18 protein-coding genes are annotated in these 18,495 nt (G+C 65.2%); 10 read left to right on the forward strand and 8 right to left on the reverse strand.

Translation table 11 applies throughout. The annotated features are described in order from the left end of the window. Positions 1-98 precede the first annotated feature (98 nt). Positions 99-1,442 carry a hemolysin family protein gene (locus VF716_RS16185; protein ID WP_019407567.1) on the forward strand — a complete coding sequence of 448 codons (1,344 nt, stop codon included), beginning with the start codon at positions 99-101 and terminating at the stop codon, positions 1,440-1,442. A gap of 173 nt (positions 1,443-1,615) precedes the next feature. Continuing rightward, a complete protein-coding gene (locus VF716_RS16190) occupies positions 1,616-2,377 on the forward strand; it encodes an outer membrane protein (protein ID WP_125852390.1) in 762 nt (253 codons plus the stop codon). A 52-nt stretch (positions 2,378-2,429) separates the two neighbouring features. Here the strand turns inward: VF716_RS16190 and VF716_RS16195 are convergent, their stop codons facing one another. After that, entirely contained in the window at positions 2,430-3,326 is an 897-nt protein-coding gene (locus VF716_RS16195) for a peptidoglycan DD-metalloendopeptidase family protein (RefSeq protein ID WP_013981559.1), read from the reverse strand. Between the two features lie 142 nt (positions 3,327-3,468). Continuing rightward, positions 3,469-4,383: a response regulator gene (locus VF716_RS16200; RefSeq protein WP_108241377.1), complete on the reverse strand. Its 915-nt coding sequence runs from the start codon at positions 4,381-4,383 to the stop codon at positions 3,469-3,471. A gap of 198 nt (positions 4,384-4,581) precedes the next feature. Between VF716_RS16200 and VF716_RS16205 the strand changes: the two genes are divergently transcribed. The 6 genes from VF716_RS16205 (at position 4,582) to VF716_RS16230 (ending at position 10,355) form a co-directional block, all read left to right on the forward strand. Continuing rightward, positions 4,582-5,379 (forward strand): universal stress protein, encoded by a 798-nt coding sequence (locus VF716_RS16205; RefSeq protein ID WP_011911657.1) that lies wholly within the window; start codon positions 4,582-4,584, stop codon positions 5,377-5,379. A 403-nt stretch (positions 5,380-5,782) separates the two neighbouring features. Continuing rightward, a complete protein-coding gene (locus tag VF716_RS16210) occupies positions 5,783-6,988 on the forward strand; it encodes an ABC transporter substrate-binding protein (RefSeq protein ID WP_011911656.1) in 1,206 nt (401 codons plus the stop codon). Continuing rightward, positions 6,985-7,785 carry an ABC transporter ATP-binding protein gene (locus VF716_RS16215; RefSeq protein WP_011911655.1) on the forward strand — a complete coding sequence of 267 codons (801 nt, stop codon included), beginning with the start codon at positions 6,985-6,987 and terminating at the stop codon, positions 7,783-7,785. The genes VF716_RS16210 and VF716_RS16215 overlap by 4 nt, the downstream gene beginning before the upstream one ends. Further along, entirely contained in the window at positions 7,778-8,482 is a 705-nt protein-coding gene (locus VF716_RS16220) for an ABC transporter ATP-binding protein (RefSeq protein ID WP_011911654.1), read from the forward strand. Before VF716_RS16215 ends, VF716_RS16220 begins: the two co-directional genes overlap by 8 nt. Continuing rightward, positions 8,482-9,369, forward strand: a complete 888-nt coding sequence (locus VF716_RS16225) for a branched-chain amino acid ABC transporter permease (protein WP_011911653.1) — start codon at positions 8,482-8,484, stop codon at positions 9,367-9,369. The genes VF716_RS16220 and VF716_RS16225 overlap by 1 nt, the downstream gene beginning before the upstream one ends. Beyond that, entirely contained in the window at positions 9,369-10,355 is a 987-nt protein-coding gene (locus VF716_RS16230) for a branched-chain amino acid ABC transporter permease (protein ID WP_011911652.1), read from the forward strand. The genes VF716_RS16225 and VF716_RS16230 overlap by 1 nt, the downstream gene beginning before the upstream one ends. A gap of 5 nt (positions 10,356-10,360) precedes the next feature. On the opposite strand, the gene VF716_RS16235 is transcribed toward VF716_RS16230, so the two are convergent. From VF716_RS16235 to VF716_RS16250, 4 genes are all read right to left on the reverse strand, one after another. Next, the gene (locus tag VF716_RS16235) at positions 10,361-11,134 is read right to left on the reverse strand and encodes a ParA family protein (RefSeq protein WP_011911651.1); all 774 of its coding nucleotides are present in this window, start codon (positions 11,132-11,134) and stop codon (positions 10,361-10,363) included. A 230-nt stretch (positions 11,135-11,364) separates the two neighbouring features. Further along, on the reverse strand, positions 11,365-12,159 hold the full coding sequence (locus tag VF716_RS16240; protein WP_014595629.1) for a thymidylate synthase: 795 nt from the start codon (positions 12,157-12,159) through the stop codon (positions 11,365-11,367). 105 nt (positions 12,160-12,264) lie between these two features. Next, positions 12,265-13,065 (reverse strand): prolipoprotein diacylglyceryl transferase, encoded by an 801-nt coding sequence (gene lgt / locus VF716_RS16245; RefSeq protein WP_011911649.1) that lies wholly within the window; start codon positions 13,063-13,065, stop codon positions 12,265-12,267. Positions 13,066-13,075: 10 nt separating this feature from the next. Continuing rightward, on the reverse strand, positions 13,076-13,858 hold the full coding sequence (locus tag VF716_RS16250; protein ID WP_019407553.1) for a sulfite exporter TauE/SafE family protein: 783 nt from the start codon (positions 13,856-13,858) through the stop codon (positions 13,076-13,078). Positions 13,859-14,000: 142 nt separating this feature from the next. On the opposite strand from VF716_RS16250, the gene VF716_RS16255 reads away from it, so the two are divergent. Continuing rightward, positions 14,001-14,756 carry an NRDE family protein gene (locus VF716_RS16255; RefSeq protein ID WP_095460852.1) on the forward strand — a complete coding sequence of 252 codons (756 nt, stop codon included), beginning with the start codon at positions 14,001-14,003 and terminating at the stop codon, positions 14,754-14,756. A 21-nt stretch (positions 14,757-14,777) separates the two neighbouring features. Here the strand turns inward: VF716_RS16255 and ptsP are convergent, their stop codons facing one another. Beyond that, complete coding sequence (gene ptsP / locus VF716_RS16260) at positions 14,778-17,051, reverse strand: phosphoenolpyruvate--protein phosphotransferase (RefSeq protein WP_011911646.1); 2,274 nt, start codon at positions 17,049-17,051, stop codon at positions 14,778-14,780. Between the two features lie 25 nt (positions 17,052-17,076). Then, positions 17,077-17,556, reverse strand: a complete 480-nt coding sequence (locus tag VF716_RS16265; protein WP_011911645.1) for an RNA pyrophosphohydrolase — start codon at positions 17,554-17,556, stop codon at positions 17,077-17,079. Positions 17,557-17,749: 193 nt separating this feature from the next. Between VF716_RS16265 and VF716_RS16270 the strand changes: the two genes are divergently transcribed. Then, positions 17,750-18,406, forward strand: coding sequence for an HAD family hydrolase (locus VF716_RS16270; protein ID WP_125459933.1), 657 nt, complete (start codon positions 17,750-17,752; stop codon positions 18,404-18,406). The last annotated feature ends 89 nt before the right edge of the window (positions 18,407-18,495 follow it).

An 18,495-nucleotide genomic window follows, 5' to 3' on the forward strand; every position in this document is an offset into this window, starting at 1 on the left:
GATTAGCCGACGGCGAGGCGGGAATTTCCCGCTTCGTCGCTTGAAAAGCCGCTGCGCCGCCGCCATCCTGTCGCGATCATTGGCCACCCGACCCCTTCATGGACCCTTCCCCTAGTTACACCGCCTCCTCCTACTTCGCCGATTTCGGTCTGATTCTCTTTGCCCTGTTCCTCGTGCTGCTCAACGGCTTCTTCGTCGCCGCCGAGTTCGCCATGGTCAAGCTGCGCGCCACCAAGGTGGAAGCCATTGCCAGCCGTCACGGCTGGCGCGGACACATCCTGCGCACCGTGCACCAGCAACTGGACGCCTATCTCTCGGCCTGCCAGCTGGGCATCACCCTGGCCTCGCTGGGGCTTGGCTGGGTCGGCGAGCCGGCCTTCGCCCACCTGCTCGAACCCGTGCTGGCCAGCTTCGGCATCCAGTCGCCGGCACTGGTGCACGGCATCGCCTTCTTCACGGCGTTCTTCATCATTTCCTACCTGCACATCGTCATCGGCGAGCTGGCGCCCAAGTCCTGGGCGATCCGCAAGCCCGAGCTGCTGTCGCTATGGACGGCCGTGCCGCTGTACCTGTTCTACTGGCTGATGTACCCGGCGATCTACCTGCTCAACGCCAGCGCCAATGCCATCCTGCGCATCGCCGGCCAGGGCGAGCCAGGCGCACACCACGACCATCACTACAGCCGCGAGGAGCTCAAGCTGATCCTGCACTCCAACCGCGCCCGCGACCCGAGCAACCCGCAGATCCAGGTGCTGGCCTCGGCGGTAGAGATGAGTGAACTGGAGGTCGTCGACTGGGCCAACTCTCGAGAGGACCTGCTGCAGCTGGAGCACGACGCTCCGCTGAGCGAGATTCTGGAAGTCATCCGCCGCCACAAGTACAGCCGCTACCCGGTCTATGACGGGATCAAGGGCGAGTACGTCGGCCTGCTGCACATCAAGGACCTGCTGCTGGCGCTGGCGGCCGACGATCGCCTGGCCGAGCATTTCTGCCTGGACGAGCTGCTGCGTCCGCTGGAGCGGGTGTCCAAGCACATGCCGCTGGCCAGCCTGCTGGAGCAGTTCCGCCAGGGCGGCGCGCATTTCGTGCTGGTGGAAGAAGGCGACCACAAGGTGATCGGCTTCCTGACCATGGAGGATGTGCTGGAAGTGCTGGTCGGCGACATCCAGGACGAGCACCGCAAGACCGAACGCGGGGTTCTCGCCTACCAGCCCGGCAAGCTGCTGGTGCGTGGCGACACGCCGCTGTTCAAGCTGGAGCGCCTGCTGGACATCGACCTCGATCATGTGGAGGCCGAGACCCTGGCCGGACTCGTCTACGAAACGCTCAAGCGCGTTCCCGACGAAGATGAAGTGTTGCAGGTCGAAGGCCTGCAGATCGTCATCAAGAAGATGCGCGGCCCCAAGATCGTACTGGCCAAGGTGCTGAAATATCAGGGCTAGCGTCGCTGGCCCGATATTTACATTCTGCTTTACATGCCGCTCGCTAATACTTGATTTACAAGAATTTACGACCGCTCATCGTGATCTCGAGAATTTTGCCGCCTCGCCCTGCTCCACGGCATAGGCGCCTCGCCCGGGGCGCCATGGCTTTCAAGTGACGATGGAGCAATCTCATGCGCATCAACGGTTTGACCACCACGGCGGCGCTGGCCCTGTGCCTGGCCGGCACGTCCCACGCCTTCGCCCAGTCCGCTACCGGCCCGATCTCCAACATCGGCGTCATCGGCTCGCACAATCAGTACAAGCTGACCATCGATGACGAGAGTGACAAGGAGCGCCTGAACCAGGGCGGCCTGTACTACAACTTCGGCAACAAGCTCACCGGCCAGGAAGGTTTCATCTACCAGGCCGGCATCGAGGGGCAGTACCGCGACAAGGATGATGTCGAGTTCCTCTCCGCTCGCGCCGATCTCGACCTGGGCCTGCGCGCAGCGTTGAGCACCAACAACTACGTGGATGTGATCGTCGGCGGTGGCTACGACTGGGGCCGCATCGAGCAGGACGACGTTCGGGTCGGTCCGTTCGAGGAAGACGTCAAGCTGACCACGCACTCACCTTTCGCCAAGGCCGGCCTCGGCTACAACTACCTGACGCCCGACTACACCGTGCGCCTGGAGGTCGGAGCCCGCTATTCCATCGAGGCCGACAGCAAGCTCAAGGTCGGCGGTGAAAGCGATACCGTCGACCTGAAGGACAAGGTCAACCCCTACGGCGAGCTGACCGTGCTGTGGAACAAGGGCATCAACAACATGCCGATCAGCACCAGCCTGTACTACACCCAGACCCGCTACGAACTCGACAGCAACAGCGAGCTCGCCGAGAACAGCAAGCTCAAGCAGGAGCAGGTCGGCCTGAAGGTTGGTCTGGCGTTCTAAGCCTCTAGGCGATACCAGCCTGCCGGATCATGCTTTGGGGGGTAGCCAGCGGCTACTCCCCACCCACGGCGAAGTTCGGCAGGCTGTTGACCGGCTGGGAGAAGTCGAACGGGATCGACTCGATGGCCAGGCCCACGTTGCGCTGCACCACGAAGTGCAGGTGCGGGCCGGTGCTGTTGCCGGTGTTGCCGGAGCGCGCGATGCGGGTGCCAGTCTCGACCCGCTGGCCTTCGCGCACGGCCACCGACCCTTTCATCAGGTGCAGATAGACGCCCATGGTGCCGTCGTCGTGCAGGATGCGCACGAAGTTGCCGGCAGGATTGTTGCCGCGGCCGCTCTGCTCGTTCTCGATCTTCACTACCATGCCACCGCGCGCGGCGACGATCGGCGTGCCCTCGGGCATGGCGATATCCACGGCATAGCGGCCCTTGGGTGTGAAGTGGCTGTACTGGCCGTTGGCGCCCTGGGTCAGGCGGAACGGGCCACCGCGCCAGGGCAGCGGGTACTTGTAGGGCTTGGGTATCAGCCGCGGATCGCCCAGCGCATGACGCAGCTTGGGCGTGTACTTGAGCGGCTTGCTGGCGTCACGCGGCGCCAGGGTCGCCAGGCGGATCTGGCTGCGTGGCGGCAGCACCCAGCGGATCGGCTTGGTCGGTGCGCCCACGGCGTTCTCGACGTTCTCCAGCTTCAGCTCGATATCCACCGGCGCGAACAGGTCGTTGCGCACCAGCAGCGTTTCGCCCGCATCGTGCTTGCGGGTTTCCAGCTTTACCTGAGTGTCGAGCTTTTCCACCATGCGGTCGCGGAAGACGAACACCTGCGCACCAGGCGCGGCCTGGTCGCTATAGGTCACGACTCCATTGGCGTCGGTGTATTTGTAGATGGTCAGGGCCAAGGCCGGCGAGGCCAGCAGCGGCAGCCCGAGCAACAGAAGAATGCGCCCCAGCATAACGGCAGATTTCTAGTGATTATGGTGTTGGAGCGCAAAGACTAGCAGTGGCGGTTGGCCTGCGCGAGCCACCGACCGTCGGGGTGTGAAGCTTGTCAGCTTGTCGCGTGGACCAGGCGCCGAACGGTCGCCTGGCCCGCATTCAGGCGCCGGGCGTGAAGTGGCGTTGAGCGGTGCCGCGGGCGATCAGGCGCGACAGGTAGTCGAGCTTCTGCGGATCGCGATCGACGAAGCGGAACGAGAGCTGCAGCCAGTCGCTGTCGGGCTTGGGCTCGAACGCCGCGACGGCATGCAGATAGCCATTGAGCCGCGCGATCTCGCCGCCCTCGCCCTGCTCCAGGTCGAGCACGGCACTTTCCAGCACTTGCGGCAGCGGCTCGCCACGCTTGACCACCAGCAGCGCCTCCTTGAGGCTCAGCGCCTTGATCACACAGGCAACGCTGCCATGGGCCAGCCGCAGCTGGCCCTGGCCGCGCCCGGACGAGGCGGCACCCGGGGCCGCGGCAGGGGCTGCCGATGAGGGCTGGATCAGTGGCGCAGCCTTCGCTTCCGGAGCAGGAGCGGCAGCGGGACGGACGACCTCCGCCTTGCCGCCGGTCAGTGCGGCCAACGAGTCATTGGCCACGCCGGTGGACAGGACCCGTGTCGGTGCGCTGGCAGCCAACGCATCCAGCTTGCCGGCACGGCCGAGGGCCTTGCGCACCTTGCTGGTCAGTTGTTCGTTGGAAAAGGGCTTGCCGATGAAGTCGGATACGCCGGCCTGGATGGCCTGTACCACGTTCTCCTTGTCGCCACGACTGGTCACCATGATGAACGGCACGGACTTCAGCGCGTCCTGAGTACGGCACCAGGTCAGCAGCTCCAGGCCGGACATCTCCGGCATCTCCCAGTCGCAGAGGATCAGGTCGAAGCGCTCACGGGCGAGCATCTGCTGGGCCTTGCGTCCATTCACCGCATCCTCGGTGCGAATCCCGGGAAATTGGCTGCGCAGCGCCTTCTTCACCAGGTCGCGGATAAAGGGCGCGTCATCCACTACCAGCACACTGACCTTGCTCATCCTTCACTCCTGCTCGAATGCCGGCAAGCATAGCCGCAGGAGCGTATCGACAAAAGCGCGCAAGGGCATGGATGCGCAAGTTGTTGCGCCGGATCAGCCAGAAACCGCCGCGACGCCCCCTCCGCTGCTGGCTTGCAGCAGGACAGCCTTGCCGCGGCGCGGCATACTCGCCTCTTCTCCAGCTTCGCGAGGCCAGTCATGTTCCAGCACATTCTCGTCGCTCACGATCTCAGCCCGGACGCCGATCTGGCCCTGCAGCGTGCCGTCCAGCTGGCGCGACAGACAGGCGCACGGCTCAGCCTGCTGCACGTGCTCGACGAGCGCGATCCGTCCGCCGACGAGCACGCGGCACGCGCCTGGCTGCAGGAGCGTCTGCGCGAGCAGCAGCTGGACCAGCTCGAGCCCTGGATTCGCCGCGGCCCGGCGGTGGAGGAAATCCTCACCCAGGCCGAAGGGCTGGAAGCCGACCTGCTGGTCCTGGGCCGCCACCACCGTGGCTCCAGCCAGGGCTTCGCCGGCACCACGCTGGAACGCATCATGCTCGAGAGCACCGCGCCGCTGCTGCTGGTGGTCGCGCCGGCCGAGGCGCCGTACCGTCGCGCGATGGCCGCGCTGGACTTCTCCCGCTGCGCCACCCGCGCCATGCAGTGCGCCTGGCAGCTGCTGGATGGCGACGCCGAGCTGCATGCCCTGCACGTGCATGAGATGGCCGAGGTGCACGGCCCGGACCCCGAGGGTCTGGTGCTGCAGCAGGAGCTGTTCGATCAGCTGGTGGAGGATATCCAGCAGCAACTGCCGCAAACCGGTGCGTTGCTGAGCTACAGCCTGCATCAGGGCGAGCGCAGCAACTGCCTGGACGCCGCCCTGCGCGACTGGCAACCGCAGCTGCTCGCCTTGGGCAGCCACAGCCGTGGCGAGATGAGCAGTGCGCTACTCGGCAGCCTGGCGCGGCAGTTTCTCGACCAGCCGCCCTGCGACATCCTGATCGCCCGCTGATCCCCCGCCCGCCTGCGCCCGTGGCCCCGCTACGGGCGTGAATCTGCGCCGCAGCGCCATCATCGCAGCGGCATGGAGTTGCGTCCCGTCGAAGCCCTGCTACGGTTAGAGCCAGAACAACAATAAGAAGAAGACGCCCATGTGCCCTGCTTCGACTGACTCTCGCCCTACCCTTTCGCTATCCAGCCATTCGACTTCGCAGCATGACGCGACGGCGGCAGCCTGCCTGATGCGCGGATTGCCACGCACCGCCGTCCGCCGGTGCACCACGGCGGCCCTCGCGCGGAGCGAGCCCGGCGTTGCGTTGTTACCCGCCTCCCCAGCTTTCCCCTAACCCGTCCGTACGGCTCGCCTCGCATCGGCGCGCGCCCGTATGCCGAGCAACCCGTGCAAGGAGATACGCATGAAGCTTTCAGCAATCGCAGCGGCAACCCTGACGGCCGCGGTCGCCGTTCCCGCCTCGGCCGAGATTTCCGACGGCAAGGTGAAGATCGGCATCCTCAACGACCAGTCCGGCGTGTACGCGGACTTCGGCGGCAAGTGGTCGTTCGAAGCGGCGAAGATGGCGGCCGAAGACTTCGGCGGCAAGGTGCTCGACGCACCCATCGAGATCGTCACCGCCGATCACCAGAACAAGCCGGACATCGCCTCCAACATCGCGCGGCAGTGGTACGACCGCGAGCAGGTCGACTCGATCATGGAGCTGACCACCTCCTCGGTGGCGCTGGCGGTACAGGGCATTTCCAAGAGCAAGAAGAAGATCAACCTGGTCACCGGCGCTGCCACCACCGAGCTGACCGGCAAGCAGTGCTCGCCCTACGGCTTCCACTGGGCCTATGACACCCATGCGCTGGCGGTCGGCACCGGCGGCGCGCTGGTGTCCCAGGGCGGCGACAGCTGGTATTTCCTGACCGCCGACTACGCTTTCGGCTATTCGCTGGAGGAACAGACCTCCAAGTTCGTCAAATCCAAGGGTGGCGAGGTCAAGGGCGCGGTGCGCCATCCGCTGGCGAGCACCGATTACTCCTCGTTCCTCCTGCAGGCGCAATCCTCCGGGGCCAAGGTCATCGGCCTCGCCAACGCGGGTCTGGACACCGCCAACAGCATCAAGCAGGCGGCCGAGTTCGGCATCGTCGCCGGCGGCCAGCGCCTCGCCGCGCTGCTCTTCACCCTCGCCGAAGTGCACGGCCTGGGCCTGGACGCCGCCCAGGGCCTGACCCTGACCGAGAGCTTCTACTGGGACCGCGACGACAAGTCCCGCGAGTTCGGCGAGCGTTTCTTCAAGCGCACCGGGCGCATGCCGAACATGGTCCACGCCGGCACCTATTCCGGCGTCATGCAGTACCTCAAGGCGATCGAGAAGGCCGGCACCGACGCCACCGAGCCGGTGGCCAAGGCGATGCACGAGCTGCCAGTGGACGACGTCTTCGCGCGCAACGCCAAGGTCGGCGCCAACGGCCGGCTGATCAGCGACGTCTATCTGATGGAAGTGAAGAAACCCGAGGAGAGTTCGCGGCCTTGGGACTACTACAAGGTGCTGGCCACCGTGCCGGGCGATGAGGCCTACATCAAGCCGGCCGACAGCGGCTGCGAGCTGGTCGGGCAATGAGCATGGCCGCCGTTCAGCCCAGCGCGGCTGGCGACGTCGGACGGGATACTCCCGTGATGCTCTCGGCGCGCGGCCTGCGCAAGGAGTTCGGCGGCTTCGTCGCGGTCAACAACGTCGATCTGGACGTGCACCATGCCCGGGTACACGCCCTGATCGGCCCTAACGGGGCGGGCAAGACCACGGTGTTCAACCTGCTGACCAAGTTCCTGCAGCCCACCGCCGGGAGCATCCGCCTGCTCGACCATGACATCACCCGCACCGACCCGGCCAAGGTGGCGCGCATGGGGCTGGTTCGCTCGTTCCAGATCTCCGCGGTGTTCCCGCACCTCTCGGTGCTGGACAACGTGCGCGTCGCCCTGCAGCGCCCGGGCGGGCTGGCCACCCAGTTCTGGCTGCCGATGCGTTCGCTGAACCGGCTGAACGAACGTGCCATGCAGCTGATCGAGTCGGTCGGCCTGGCCGACAAGCGACACGAACCGGCCGCCGATCTGTCCTACGGGCGCAAGCGCGTGCTGGAAATCGCCACCACCCTGGCCTTGGAGCCCAAGGTTCTGCTGCTCGACGAACCCATGGCCGGCATGGGCCATGAAGACGTGCACGTGGTGGCCGAGATCATCCGCGAAGTGGCTACCCAGCGTGCGGTGCTGATGGTCGAGCACAACCTCAAGGTGGTGGCCGACCTCTGCCATCAGGTGACCGTGCTGCAGCGCGGCGAAATCCTCACCTCCGGCGACTACCGCACAGTCAGCCAGGACGAGCGCGTGCGCGTGGCCTACATGGGGACCGACGATGACTGAACCGCTGCTCAGCGTGCGCGAGCTGAATGCCTGGTATGGCGAAAGCCATGCCCTGCACGGCATCGACCTGGACGTCCATGCGGGCGAGACGGTGACCCTGCTCGGCCGCAACGGGGTGGGCAAGACCACCGCGCTGCGCGCCATCGTCGGCATCATCCGCAAGCGCAGCGGGACGATCCGCTTCGACGGCAAGGACATGCTGCGGGTGCCATTGCACCGCACTGCCCGCCACGGCATCGGCTACGTGCCGGAGGAGCGCGGCATCTTCTCCACGCTTACCGTCGAGGAGAACCTCACCCTGCCGCCGGTGATCGCCAAGGGCGGCATGAGCCTGGCGGAGATCTACCAGCTGTTTCCCAACCTCGAGGAACGCCGCAAGAGCCCGGGCACCAAGCTCTCCGGCGGCGAGCAGCAGATGCTCGCCATGGCGCGCATCCTGCGCACCGGCGCCCGGCTGCTACTCCTCGACGAGCCCACCGAAGGCCTGGCGCCGGTGATCATCCAGCGTATCGGAGAGGTGCTGCAGACGCTCAAGCAGCGCGGCATGACCATCCTGCTGGTGGAGCAGAACTTCCGCTTCGCCAGCAAGGTGGCCGACCGCTTCTACGTGGTGGACCACGGCCAAGTCATCGACACCTTCGATGTTGCCGATCTGCCTGGCCGCATGAGCATGCTCAACGAAGCCCTGGGGGTCTGATGACAACGATTTTCGATGTGCCGATCCAGGCGTTTCTCGGCCAGCTCCTGATCGGCCTGATCAATGGCTCGTTCTACGCCATGCTCAGCCTGGGCCTGGCGATCATCTTCGGCATGCTGAAGATCATCAACTTCGCCCACGGTGCGCAGTACATGATCGGCGCCTTCGCCGGCTACCTGCTGCTGGCCACCCTGGGCATCGGCTACTGGCCGGCACTGATCCTTGCGCCGATCGTCGTCGGCCTGTGCAGCGCGGTGATCGAGCGCCTGGCGCTGTCGCGGCTGTACAACCTCGACCACCTCTACAGCCTGCTCTTCACCTTCGGCCTGGCGCTCGCCCTGGAGGGCGCCTTCCGCTACTTCTACGGCTCCTCCGGGCAACCCTATGCGGTGCCCAAGGAGCTGGCCGGCGGCTACAACCTGGGCTTCATGTTCCTGCCCAAGTACCGCGCCTGGGTGGTGCTGGCCTCGCTGGTGATCTGCATCGCCAGCTGGCTGCTGATCGAGAAGACCAAGCTCGGCGCCTACCTGCGCGCCGCCACCGAGAACCCGACCCTGGTGCGCACCTTCGGCATCAACGTGCCGCTGTTGCTGACCTTCACCTACGGCATGGGCGCGGCACTGGCCGGGCTGGCCGGCATGCTCGCCGCGCCGATCTACCAGGTCAGCCCGCTGATGGGCTCGAACCTGATCATCGTGGTGTTCGCCGTGGTGGTGGTCGGCGGCATGGGCTCGATTCTCGGCGCCATTATCACCGGCTACTTGCTGGGCATCCTCGAGGGGCTGACCAAGGTGTTCTATCCGGAAGCGTCCAATATCGTGATCTTCGTGATCATGGCGATCGTGCTGCTGGTACGCCCGGCCGGCCTGATGGGGAGAGATGCCTGATGAACAGCCAGCTGAGCGTCACCCCGACCACCAAACGCCCGCTGCTGCGCCTGGAAACCGTGCTGATCCTGATCGGCGTGGTCGCCCTGACCCTGGCGCCGTTCTACTTCTACCCGATCTTCCTGATGAAGGTGCTGTGCTTCGCCCTCTTCGCCTGCGCCTTCAACCTGCTGCTCGGCTACACCGGCATCCTCTCGTTCGGCCATGCGGCCTTTTTCGGCGGCTCCGCCTATTTCACCGCCCATGCGGTGAAGGAATGGGGACTGACGCCGGAACTGGGGATTCTCGTCGGCGTTGCCGGCGCGGCGTTTCTCGGGCTGATCATAGGTTTCCTGGCAATACGCCGGCAGGGCATCTACTCCACGATGATCACCCTGGCACTGTCGCAGATGTTTTTTTTCTTCTGCCTGCAGGCTTCGTTCACCCACGGCGAGGACGGCATCCAGAATATCCCGCGCGGCCACCTGTTCGGCCTGATCGACCTGGAAGAGCCGCTGTACATGTACTTCTTCGTGCTCTCGGTGTTCCTCGCCGGCATGCTGCTGATCTGGCGGGTGATCCATTCGCCGTACGGCATGATCCTGCGCTCGATCCGCGAGAACGAAAACCGCGCGATCTCCCTCGGCTACACGGTGTCGCGCTACAAGCTGGGCGCCTTCGTGATGTCCGCCGCGCTGGCAGGGCTCGCCGGTGGCTTGAAGGCGCTGGTGTTCCAGTTCGCCACGCTGACCGACGTCAGCTGGCAGATGTCCGGCGAAGTGGTGCTGATGACGCTGCTTGGCGGCATCGGCACCCTGGTCGGGCCGGTCTTCGGCGCCGCACTGGTGACCACGTTGGGCAACTACTTCGCCACCTCGGAACTGCCGGTGACGTTGGTCACCGGGATCATCTTCATGGTCTGCGTGCTGGTGTTCCGCCGTGGGATGATCGGCGAACTCTATGCCTCGCGGCTGGGCAAGAAGCTGGAGCGGCGCGCCGAGGACTGATTTCCTCAGCCGGCAGACTCGAGCAGGTCGTGCAGCTCGACGAACTGCTGGCTGAGCTTGTGCCGCGGATCCAGGTACACCAGCGGCGTACAGGCCTGGTGCGACTCGCGCATCTTCACCGAACTCATCAGGTTGATCGGCAGCACCGGCAGGCCTTCACCCAGCAACTCGTCGATCATCTGCTGCGGCAGCGCGGCCCGTGGCTGGAACTGGTTGACCACGATGCCCTCGACTTCGAGCGCCTCGTTGTGGTCGTCCTTCATTTCCTCGATCTCGTTCAGCAGGCCGTACAGGGCCTGACGGGAAAAGCTGTCGCAGTCGAAGGGGATCAGGCAGCGGTCGGCCGCGATCAGCGCCGAAACGGTGTAGAAGTTCAGCGCCGGCGGGGTGTCCAGGTAGATCCGGTCGTAATCCTCGGCGAGGCCTTCGAGCAGCTTTCGCAGCTTGTTGATCTTGTGCTTGGCCTCCAGCTTGGGCTGCAGGTCGGCCAGTTCGGCCGTGGCGCTGATCAGGTGCAGGTTGTCGAACGCTGTTTCGAGGATCGGCGGGCGCGCCTTCTTGCCCGCGTTGCCGCCAGCGAGAATCTGCTTGAAGAAGTCGGCAATGCCGGTAGGAATGTCATCGCCGGTCAGGCCGGTCAGGTAGTGCGTGGAGTTGGCCTGGGCGTCCAGGTCCACCAGCAGAGTGCGGTAGCCCTGCGATGCGCTGACCGCGGCCAGATTGCAGGCGATGCTCGACTTGCCGACACCACCCTTCTGATTGAACACGACCCTGCGCATGACTTGGCTCCCAAGAAACCCCGAGGGCCTGCTCACGATCTACTGCGCGTCGGCCCTGCTGCGTTAAAGAACCGGCTCGGAATGCTCATTTACATAAGTAAATTCCGCTTCCTCACCGGTTTTTGCCTTGCAGGACTCTAGCTCGCGAGATCGTGAAAAGGCCCTGAGCGGTCGAGTCTATACGGCAAATATGACAGCCGCGTTATCCGCGGCGGCAAACCCGACCAAAGTCAGACGGCGACGGGCGCCTTGATGTGCGGGTGCGCCTCGTAGCCGACCAGCTCGAAGTCCTCGAAGCGGAAGGCGAACAGGTCCTTCACCTCGGGATTGAGCTTCATGGTCGGCAGCGGCAGCGGCTCGCGGGTCAGCTGCAGATCGGCCTGCTCCAGGTGGTTGGCGTAAAGGTGGCAATCGCCGCCACTCCAGATGAACTCGCCCGGCTCGAGGTCGCAGACCTGCGCCACCATCAGCGTCAGCAGGGCATAGCTGGCGATGTTGAAGGGCACGCCGAGGAAGATGTCGGCCGAGCGCTGGTACAGCTGGCAGCTGAGCTTGCCATCGGCGACGTAGAACTGGAACAGGGCGTGGCACGGCGGCAGCGCCATCTGCTCGACCAGCGCCGGATTCCAGGCCGAGACGATCAGCCGGCGCGAATCCGGATTCTTCTTGATCATCGCCAGCAGGTTGGCAATCTGGTCGATGGACTCGCCGTTCGGCGCCGGCCAGGAGCGCCACTGGTAGCCGTAGACCGGGCCCAGCTCGCCGTTCTCGTCGGCCCACTCGTCCCAGATGCGCACGCCGTTTTCCTTCAGGTACTTGATGTTGGTATCGCCCTGAAGGAACCACAGCAGCTCGTGGATGATGGATTTGAGGTGACACTTCTTGGTGGTCACCAGCGGGAAGCCTTCGGCCAGGTCGAAGCGCATCTGGTAGCCGAACACGCTATAGGTGCCGGTGCCGGTGCGGTCGCTCTTGAAGGTGCCGTGTTCGCGCACGTGGCGCATCAGGTCGAGATACTGTTTCATCGATTGACTCGAAGCAGGCGCCAAAGCGCGGTGAAAAAAGGCTGCGCGAATAGTAAAAGGCGACGCCCGGCTTGTCGCGTGTGCGGCGACAAGCCGGGAGCAGATTCAGGCCGGTGCCCGGCCGGCTTCGCGCCGGTAACCCCAGGCAATCATCCCGGCGCCCAGCAACACCATGGGAATGCACAGCACCTGGCCCATGGTCAGCCAGCCGAACGCAAGGTAGCCCAGCTGCGCATCAGGCACGCGGACGAACTCGACGATGAAACGGAAAATGCCGTAGCACACCGCGAACAGTCCGGACACCGCCATGGTCGGCCGCGGCTTGCGCGAATACAGCCAGAGGATGACGAACAGCGCGACGCCTTCCAGGGCGAACTGGTAGAGCTGCGACGGATGCCGCGCCAGCTGCTGCGGATCGGTCGGGAAGACCATCGCCCAGGGCACATCGGTGGCCTTGCCCCACAGCTCGGCATTGATGAAGTTGCCGATGCGCCCGGCACCCAGGCCGATCGGCACGAAGGGTGCGATGAAGTCCATCAGTTCGAAGAAGCTTTTGCCGTTGCGCCGGGCGAAGATCCAGCTGCACAGCAGCACGCCGATCAGGCCACCGTGGAACGACATGCCGCCTTTCCACACCTGCAGAATCAGACTCGGCTGATTGATGTAGGCGGCCAGGTCGTAGAACAGCACGTAACCCAGGCGGCCGCCGACGATCACCCCCATGGCGACCCAGAACACCAGGTCGGAAAGTTTGTCCTTCGGCCATTCCGGCGCGAAGCGCTGCACCCGCAGCGAGGCCAACCACCAGGCGCCGCCGATGCCGATCAGGTACATCAGGCCGTACCAGTGAATCTGCAAGGGGCCGATGGCGATGGCCACCGGATCGATCTGCGGATAGGGCAGCATCCGTTACTCCTCAAACCAGAAAGTTGATGCCGACGCTCAGCAGCAGCAGAGCGAACAGCCGTTTCAGAACCTTGGCCGACAGGCGATGCGCCAGCCGCGCGCCGAGCCGTGCGAAGAACATGCTGGTGGCGGCGATGCCCAGCAGGGCTGGCAGGTAGACGAAACCCAGGCTCCACTGTGGCAGGTGCGCCTCGTGCCAGCCTACCGCCATGAAACTCAACGCCCCGGCGACGGCGATCGGCAGCCCGCAGGCCGCCGAGGTCGCCACCGCCTGCTGCATCGGCACGCTGCGCCAGGTCAGGTACGGGACCGATAACGAGCCGCCGCCAATGCCGAAGATCGCGGACGCCCAGCCGATCACCACGCCCACCAGCGACAGTTCGGGTCGTCCCGGTACACGACCGGTGGCCTTTGGACGCAGGTCGAAGCCCATCTGTACCGCCATCGCTAGGGCGAACACGCCGATGATCTTCTGCAGCATCGGCCCCTGGATCGCCGCCGCGGTCAGGCTGCCCAGCGCCGCGCCGAGCAGGATGCCGAAGGTCATCCAGAGCACCATCGGCCAGCGCACCGCACCCAGGCGATGGTGGGTGAGAATCGAGTTGACCGACGTGAAAACGATGGTCGCCAGCGAGGTTCCAACCGCCAGGTGGGTGAGAATGTCCTGGGAAAAGCCCTGCGCGCTGAAGCTGAACACCAGCACCGGCACGATGATCAGCCCGCCACCCACGCCGAACAGACCGGCCAGCACTCCGGCGAAGCCGCCCAGCAGCAGATAAAGCAGAAACTCCATGCGCCCCGTCCCGGCGAAACAAACCGGCATGGTAGCGAAAATGCCCGACTGGCGCTTGCACGCCGACGCTGCCGCCGGCAGGCCATGCCCTTTCCGCCGCCGCGCCTGTACCCTTGCAGGTCTGCAACTGCGAAGGTGTCCCATGTGCCTGATCGTTTTCGCCTGGCGCCCCGACCACTCCCAGCCATTGGTGGTGGCGGCCAATCGCGACGAGTTCCACGCGCGTCCCAGTCTGCCGCTCGGCTGCTGGGAAGACGCACCCTGGATCATCGGCGGACGCGATCTGCAAGCCGGCGGCACCTGGATGGGCGTCACCGCCCGCGGCCGCTTCGCCGCGCTGACCAACATCCGCGCACCCGGCCAGCCGATCGGCGCGCGCTCACGGGGCGAGCTGCCGGAACGCTATCTGCGGGGTGAATTGCCGCCGGCCGACTACCTGGCCGCACTGGCCGAGCGTCGCGGCGACTACGCCGGCTACAACCTGCTGGTAGGCGATCGGCAGACACTGTGGCATCTGAATTCCCATGACGGCGAGCCCAAGGAACTGCAGCCCGGCGTCTACGGCCTGTCCAATGCCGGGCTGGATACGCCCTGGCCCAAGCTGAGAAGAGCCCGCGCAGCACTCACCGCCATCCTTCAGCAACCGGAGCCGGAACGCCTGCTGGCATTGCTCGCCGATGCCGAGCCGGCCGCCGAGCATGAGCTCCCACAGACTGGGGTGCCACTGGAGTGGGAGCGGCGGCTGTCGAGCATCTTCATCGCCAGCCCTGAGTACGGCACTCGCGCCAGTACGGCGCTGATCCGCCATGCAGACGGTTCGCTGGACATCATCGAACGCAGCTTCGGCCCGGCCGGTCCCTCGGGCGAGGTGCGCTACCGCCACCCACCCGCCAGCTGATGGCGCGCGACCGCGGCGGGCTCAGACCGCGGCGGACGGGTTGATCAGCTTGTTAAGTCCGAGGTTGCGCAACGTCAGCTGCACCGTGCTGTGGATGACCTGCGGGCTGTCCAGCAGCATGACGCGGGCGAGCAGCTGCTGGGCGGTGTCCATGCTGATCTGACGCAGCAGCCATTTCACCTTGGGCAGGTTGGTGGCGTTCATCGACAGGCTGTCGAAGCCCATCGCCAGCAGCAGCATGGCCGCCGCCGGATCGCCAGCCATCTCGCCGCAGATGCTCACCGGCTTGCCCTCGCCATGGGCTTCCTTGACCACCCGCTGCAGCGCCTCGAGCACGGCCGGATGCAGATAGTCGTAGAGATCGGCGACCCGTGGATTGTTGCGGTCCACCGCCAGCAGGTACTGGGTCAGGTCGTTGGAGCCGACCGAGATGAAATCCACCATGCGCGCCAGCTCGCGGGTCAGGTAGACAGCCGCCGGCACCTCGATCATCACGCCGACCGGCGGCATGATCACGTCCAGCCCCTCGTCGCGCACCTCGCACCAGGCGCGATGGATCAGGTGCAGCGCCTCTTCCAGCTCGCGGATGCCGGAAATCATCGGCAACAGGATGCGCAGGTTGTTCAGCCCGGCGCTGGCCTTGAGCATGGCGCGGGTCTGCAGCAGGAAGATCTCGGGATGATCGAGGGTGACGCGAATGCCGCGCCAGCCGAGGAACGGGTTCTCTTCCTTGATCGGGAAGTACGGCAGGCACTTGTCACCGCCGATGTCGAGGCTGCGCATGGTCACCGGCAGCGGATGGAAGGCTTCCAGCTGCTCGCGGTAGATGGCCATCTGCTCCTTCTCGCTGGGGAAGCGCTCCTTGATCATGAAGGGCACTTCGGTGCGATACAGCCCCACGCCTTCGGCGCCACGCTCCTGGGCGCGCACCACATCGGCCAGCAATCCGGTATTGACCCACAGCGGAATGCGGTGACCATCGGTGGTTTCGCAGGGCAGCTCGCGCAGTACGTCGAGGCCTTCGGAGAGCTGCCGCTCCTGCTCGGCGAGCACCTCGTACTGCTCGCGCAGCACCTTGCCGGGGTTGGTGATGATCTCGCCGCGGTAGCCGTCGACGATCAGCTCGATGCCGTCGACCTTCGAGTAGGGCAGGTCGACTGCGCCCATCACCGTCGGAATGCCCATGGCACGGGCCAGGATGGCGACGTGGGAGTTGCTCGAGCCCAGCACCGAGACCATCCCCACCAGCTTGCCTTCGGGTACCTCGCCGAGCATGGCCGGCGACAGTTCCTCGCTGACCAGGATGGTCTTGTCCGGATACACCAGAGCCTGCTGGCGTGCCTCCTGCAGATAGGAGAGCAGGCGCCGGCCGATGTCCTTGACGTCCGAGGCGCGCTCGCGCAGGTAGGCATCGTCCATCATTTCGAAGCGCCGAACGTGCTCGGTGACCACTTGGCGCAGCGCGCCCTGGGCCCACTGGCCGGTGCGGATGACCTTGGTCACCTCGCCACCGAGGGCCGAGTCATCGAGCATCATCAGGTACACATCGAACAGCGCGCGCTCTTCCTTGCGCATCTGCGTGGCGAGCTTTTCCGACAGGTTGCGCATGTCCGCGCGCACCGCCTCCAGCGCCGCCTCGAACAACGTCAGCTCGGCCTCGATATTATCGATGTGCTTGTCCGGCACTACGTCCAGATCGGCCGGCGGCAGCACCACCAGCGCGGTCCCCACCGCGGCGCCCGGGGCGCCGGGAATGCCGATGAAGCGGGTTTCCTGAATGCCTTTGCCCTGGCGGCCGAGGCCGCGGATCGAACCGGTCGCCTCGGCATGGGCGATAACCCCGGCGAGCTGCGCGCTCATGGTCACCAGGAAGGCTTCCTCGCCTTCATCGAACTGGCGGCGTTCCTTCTGCTGGATGACCAGTACGCCCATCACCCGACGGTGGTGGATGATCGGTGCACCGAGAAAGGAGGCGTAGCGCTCCTCGCCGGTCTCGGCGAAGTAGCGGTAGCGCGGATGTTCGGAGGCGTGTTCGAGGTTGAGCGGCTCCTCACGGGTGCCCACCAGGCCCACCAGACCCTCGTTGGGCGCCATGCTGACCTTGCCGATGGCGCGCTTGTTGAGACCTTCGGTGGCCATCAGGACGAAGCGTTCGGTTTCCGGATCGAGCAGATAGACCGAGCAGACCTGGCTGCCCATGGCCTCCCTGACTCTCAGCACGATGATGCCCAACGCCGCCTTGAGGTCCTTGGCGGCATTCACTTCCTGGACAATCTTGCGCAGCGTGCCGAGCATGCTCAGAGGCTTTCTCCCCGATTTTTCAGTCCCGCACCGGCAGACGCGGCGCAAGTTCTTTGAGTGCGCGACGATAGACCTCGCGCTTGAAGGTGACCACCTGCCCCAGCGGATACCAGTAACTGACCCAGCGCCAGCCATCGAACTCGGGCTTGCCGGTCAGATCCATGCGTACACGGTCCTCGGCGCCGGTCAGGCGCAGCAGGAACCACTTCTGTTTCTGGCCGATGCACAGCGGCTGGCTGTGGGTTCGCACCAGGCGTTGCGGCAGACGATAACGCAACCAGCCACGGGTGCAGGCGAGGATCTTCACATCCTGCTCTTCCAGGCCCACTTCTTCGTTGAGTTCGCGAAACAACGCCTCTTCCGGCGTTTCACGGGCGTTGATACCGCCCTGGGGGAATTGCCAGGCATCCTGATTGATCCGCCGAGCCCACAGCACCTGACCGACATCATTGGTCAGGATGATGCCGACATTGGGGCGAAAACCATCGGAATCGATCACGGCATACCACCTCGCAGACGCATGTCGCGGCATTGTTCCACAAAACCGCAACAAGCCGAAAGCGCAGCAAGCCGCCGTTCGGCCCGCGCTCCTGACCCGCGCTGCACCGCCTGGCAGATGGGCCGAGACTGCACCGCGGACGATCTAACCGCTATGCTTGGCGCTGCCCTGACCATCCCCGAGGAAATCTTCCGTGCGCCTGGCTCTATTCGATCTCGACAACACCCTGCTGGCCGGTGACAGCGACCATGCCTGGGGCGAATACCTCTGCCAGCGCGGCATCGTCGATGCGAGCCACTACCGGGCCCGTAACGATGCCTTCTATCAGGACTACCTGGCCGGCACCCTCGACGTGCACGCCTACCAGAACTTCTGCCAGGAAATCTTGGGGCGCAGCGAAATGGCGCAGCTGCAGGCCTGGCACGAGGAGTTCATGCGCGAGCACATCGAGCCCATCGTGCTGAGCAAGGGCGAAGCGCTATTGCGCCAGCACCTGGAAGCCGGTGACAAGGTGGCGATCGTCACCGCCACCAACCGTTTCATCACCGGACCGATCGCCGCACGCCTGGGCGTCGACACCCTGCTGGCCACCGAATGCGAGATGCGCGACGGCCGTTACACCGGCCGCCTGACCGACATCCCCTGCTTCCAGGAAGGCAAGGTCCAGCGTATCGAGCGCTGGCTGGCGGAAACCGAGCAGAGCCTGGAAGGCAGCTATTTCTACAGCGACTCGCGCAACGACCTGCCGCTGCTCGAGCGGGTCACCCATCCGGTGGCGGTCGATCCCGACCCGGTCCTGCGCCAGATCGCCAGCGAGCGCGGCTGGCAGATCATCTCGCTGCGCCCGTGATCCGACGAATGACGCGCCGTGCTGCGGCGCGGCGCTAATGCGACACCCCAAAGGAACCCGACACCGCGGTCAGCCTGCCCGGGACACCG

This window comes from Stutzerimonas sp. Brlt_14 (assembly GCF_051948915.1).
In the GTDB taxonomy this organism is placed as follows: Bacteria; Pseudomonadota; Gammaproteobacteria; order Pseudomonadales; family Pseudomonadaceae; genus Stutzerimonas; species Stutzerimonas stutzeri.

Bases quoted from the DNA above. Each gene is read 5' to 3' on its own strand.
- lgt (WP_011911649.1), bottom strand. From the start codon at position 13,065: ATGCTGCCCTATCCGCAGATCGATCCGGTGGCCATCGCCATCGGCCCC.
- VF716_RS16195 (WP_013981559.1), bottom strand. From the start codon at position 3,326: ATGCTGGGGCGCATTCTTCTGTTGCTCGGGCTGCCGCTGCTGGCCTCG.
- VF716_RS16215 (WP_011911655.1), top strand. From the start codon at position 6,985: ATGAGCATGGCCGCCGTTCAGCCCAGCGCGGCTGGCGACGTCGGACGG.
- VF716_RS16185 (WP_019407567.1), top strand. From the start codon at position 99: ATGGACCCTTCCCCTAGTTACACCGCCTCCTCCTACTTCGCCGATTTC.
- VF716_RS16250 (WP_019407553.1), bottom strand. From the start codon at position 13,858: ATGGAGTTTCTGCTTTATCTGCTGCTGGGCGGCTTCGCCGGAGTGCTG.
- VF716_RS16210 (WP_011911656.1), top strand. From the start codon at position 5,783: ATGAAGCTTTCAGCAATCGCAGCGGCAACCCTGACGGCCGCGGTCGCC.
- VF716_RS16220 (WP_011911654.1), top strand. From the start codon at position 7,778: ATGACTGAACCGCTGCTCAGCGTGCGCGAGCTGAATGCCTGGTATGGC.
- VF716_RS16205 (WP_011911657.1), top strand. From the start codon at position 4,582: ATGTTCCAGCACATTCTCGTCGCTCACGATCTCAGCCCGGACGCCGAT.
- VF716_RS16255 (WP_095460852.1), top strand. From the start codon at position 14,001: ATGTGCCTGATCGTTTTCGCCTGGCGCCCCGACCACTCCCAGCCATTG.
- VF716_RS16190 (WP_125852390.1), top strand. From the start codon at position 1,616: ATGCGCATCAACGGTTTGACCACCACGGCGGCGCTGGCCCTGTGCCTG.
- VF716_RS16225 (WP_011911653.1), top strand. From the start codon at position 8,482: ATGACAACGATTTTCGATGTGCCGATCCAGGCGTTTCTCGGCCAGCTC.
- VF716_RS16240 (WP_014595629.1), bottom strand. From the start codon at position 12,159: ATGAAACAGTATCTCGACCTGATGCGCCACGTGCGCGAACACGGCACC.
- VF716_RS16235 (WP_011911651.1), bottom strand. From the start codon at position 11,134: ATGCGCAGGGTCGTGTTCAATCAGAAGGGTGGTGTCGGCAAGTCGAGC.
- VF716_RS16230 (WP_011911652.1), top strand. From the start codon at position 9,369: ATGAACAGCCAGCTGAGCGTCACCCCGACCACCAAACGCCCGCTGCTG.
- ptsP (WP_011911646.1), bottom strand. From the start codon at position 17,051: ATGCTCGGCACGCTGCGCAAGATTGTCCAGGAAGTGAATGCCGCCAAG.
- VF716_RS16200 (WP_108241377.1), bottom strand. From the start codon at position 4,383: ATGAGCAAGGTCAGTGTGCTGGTAGTGGATGACGCGCCCTTTATCCGC.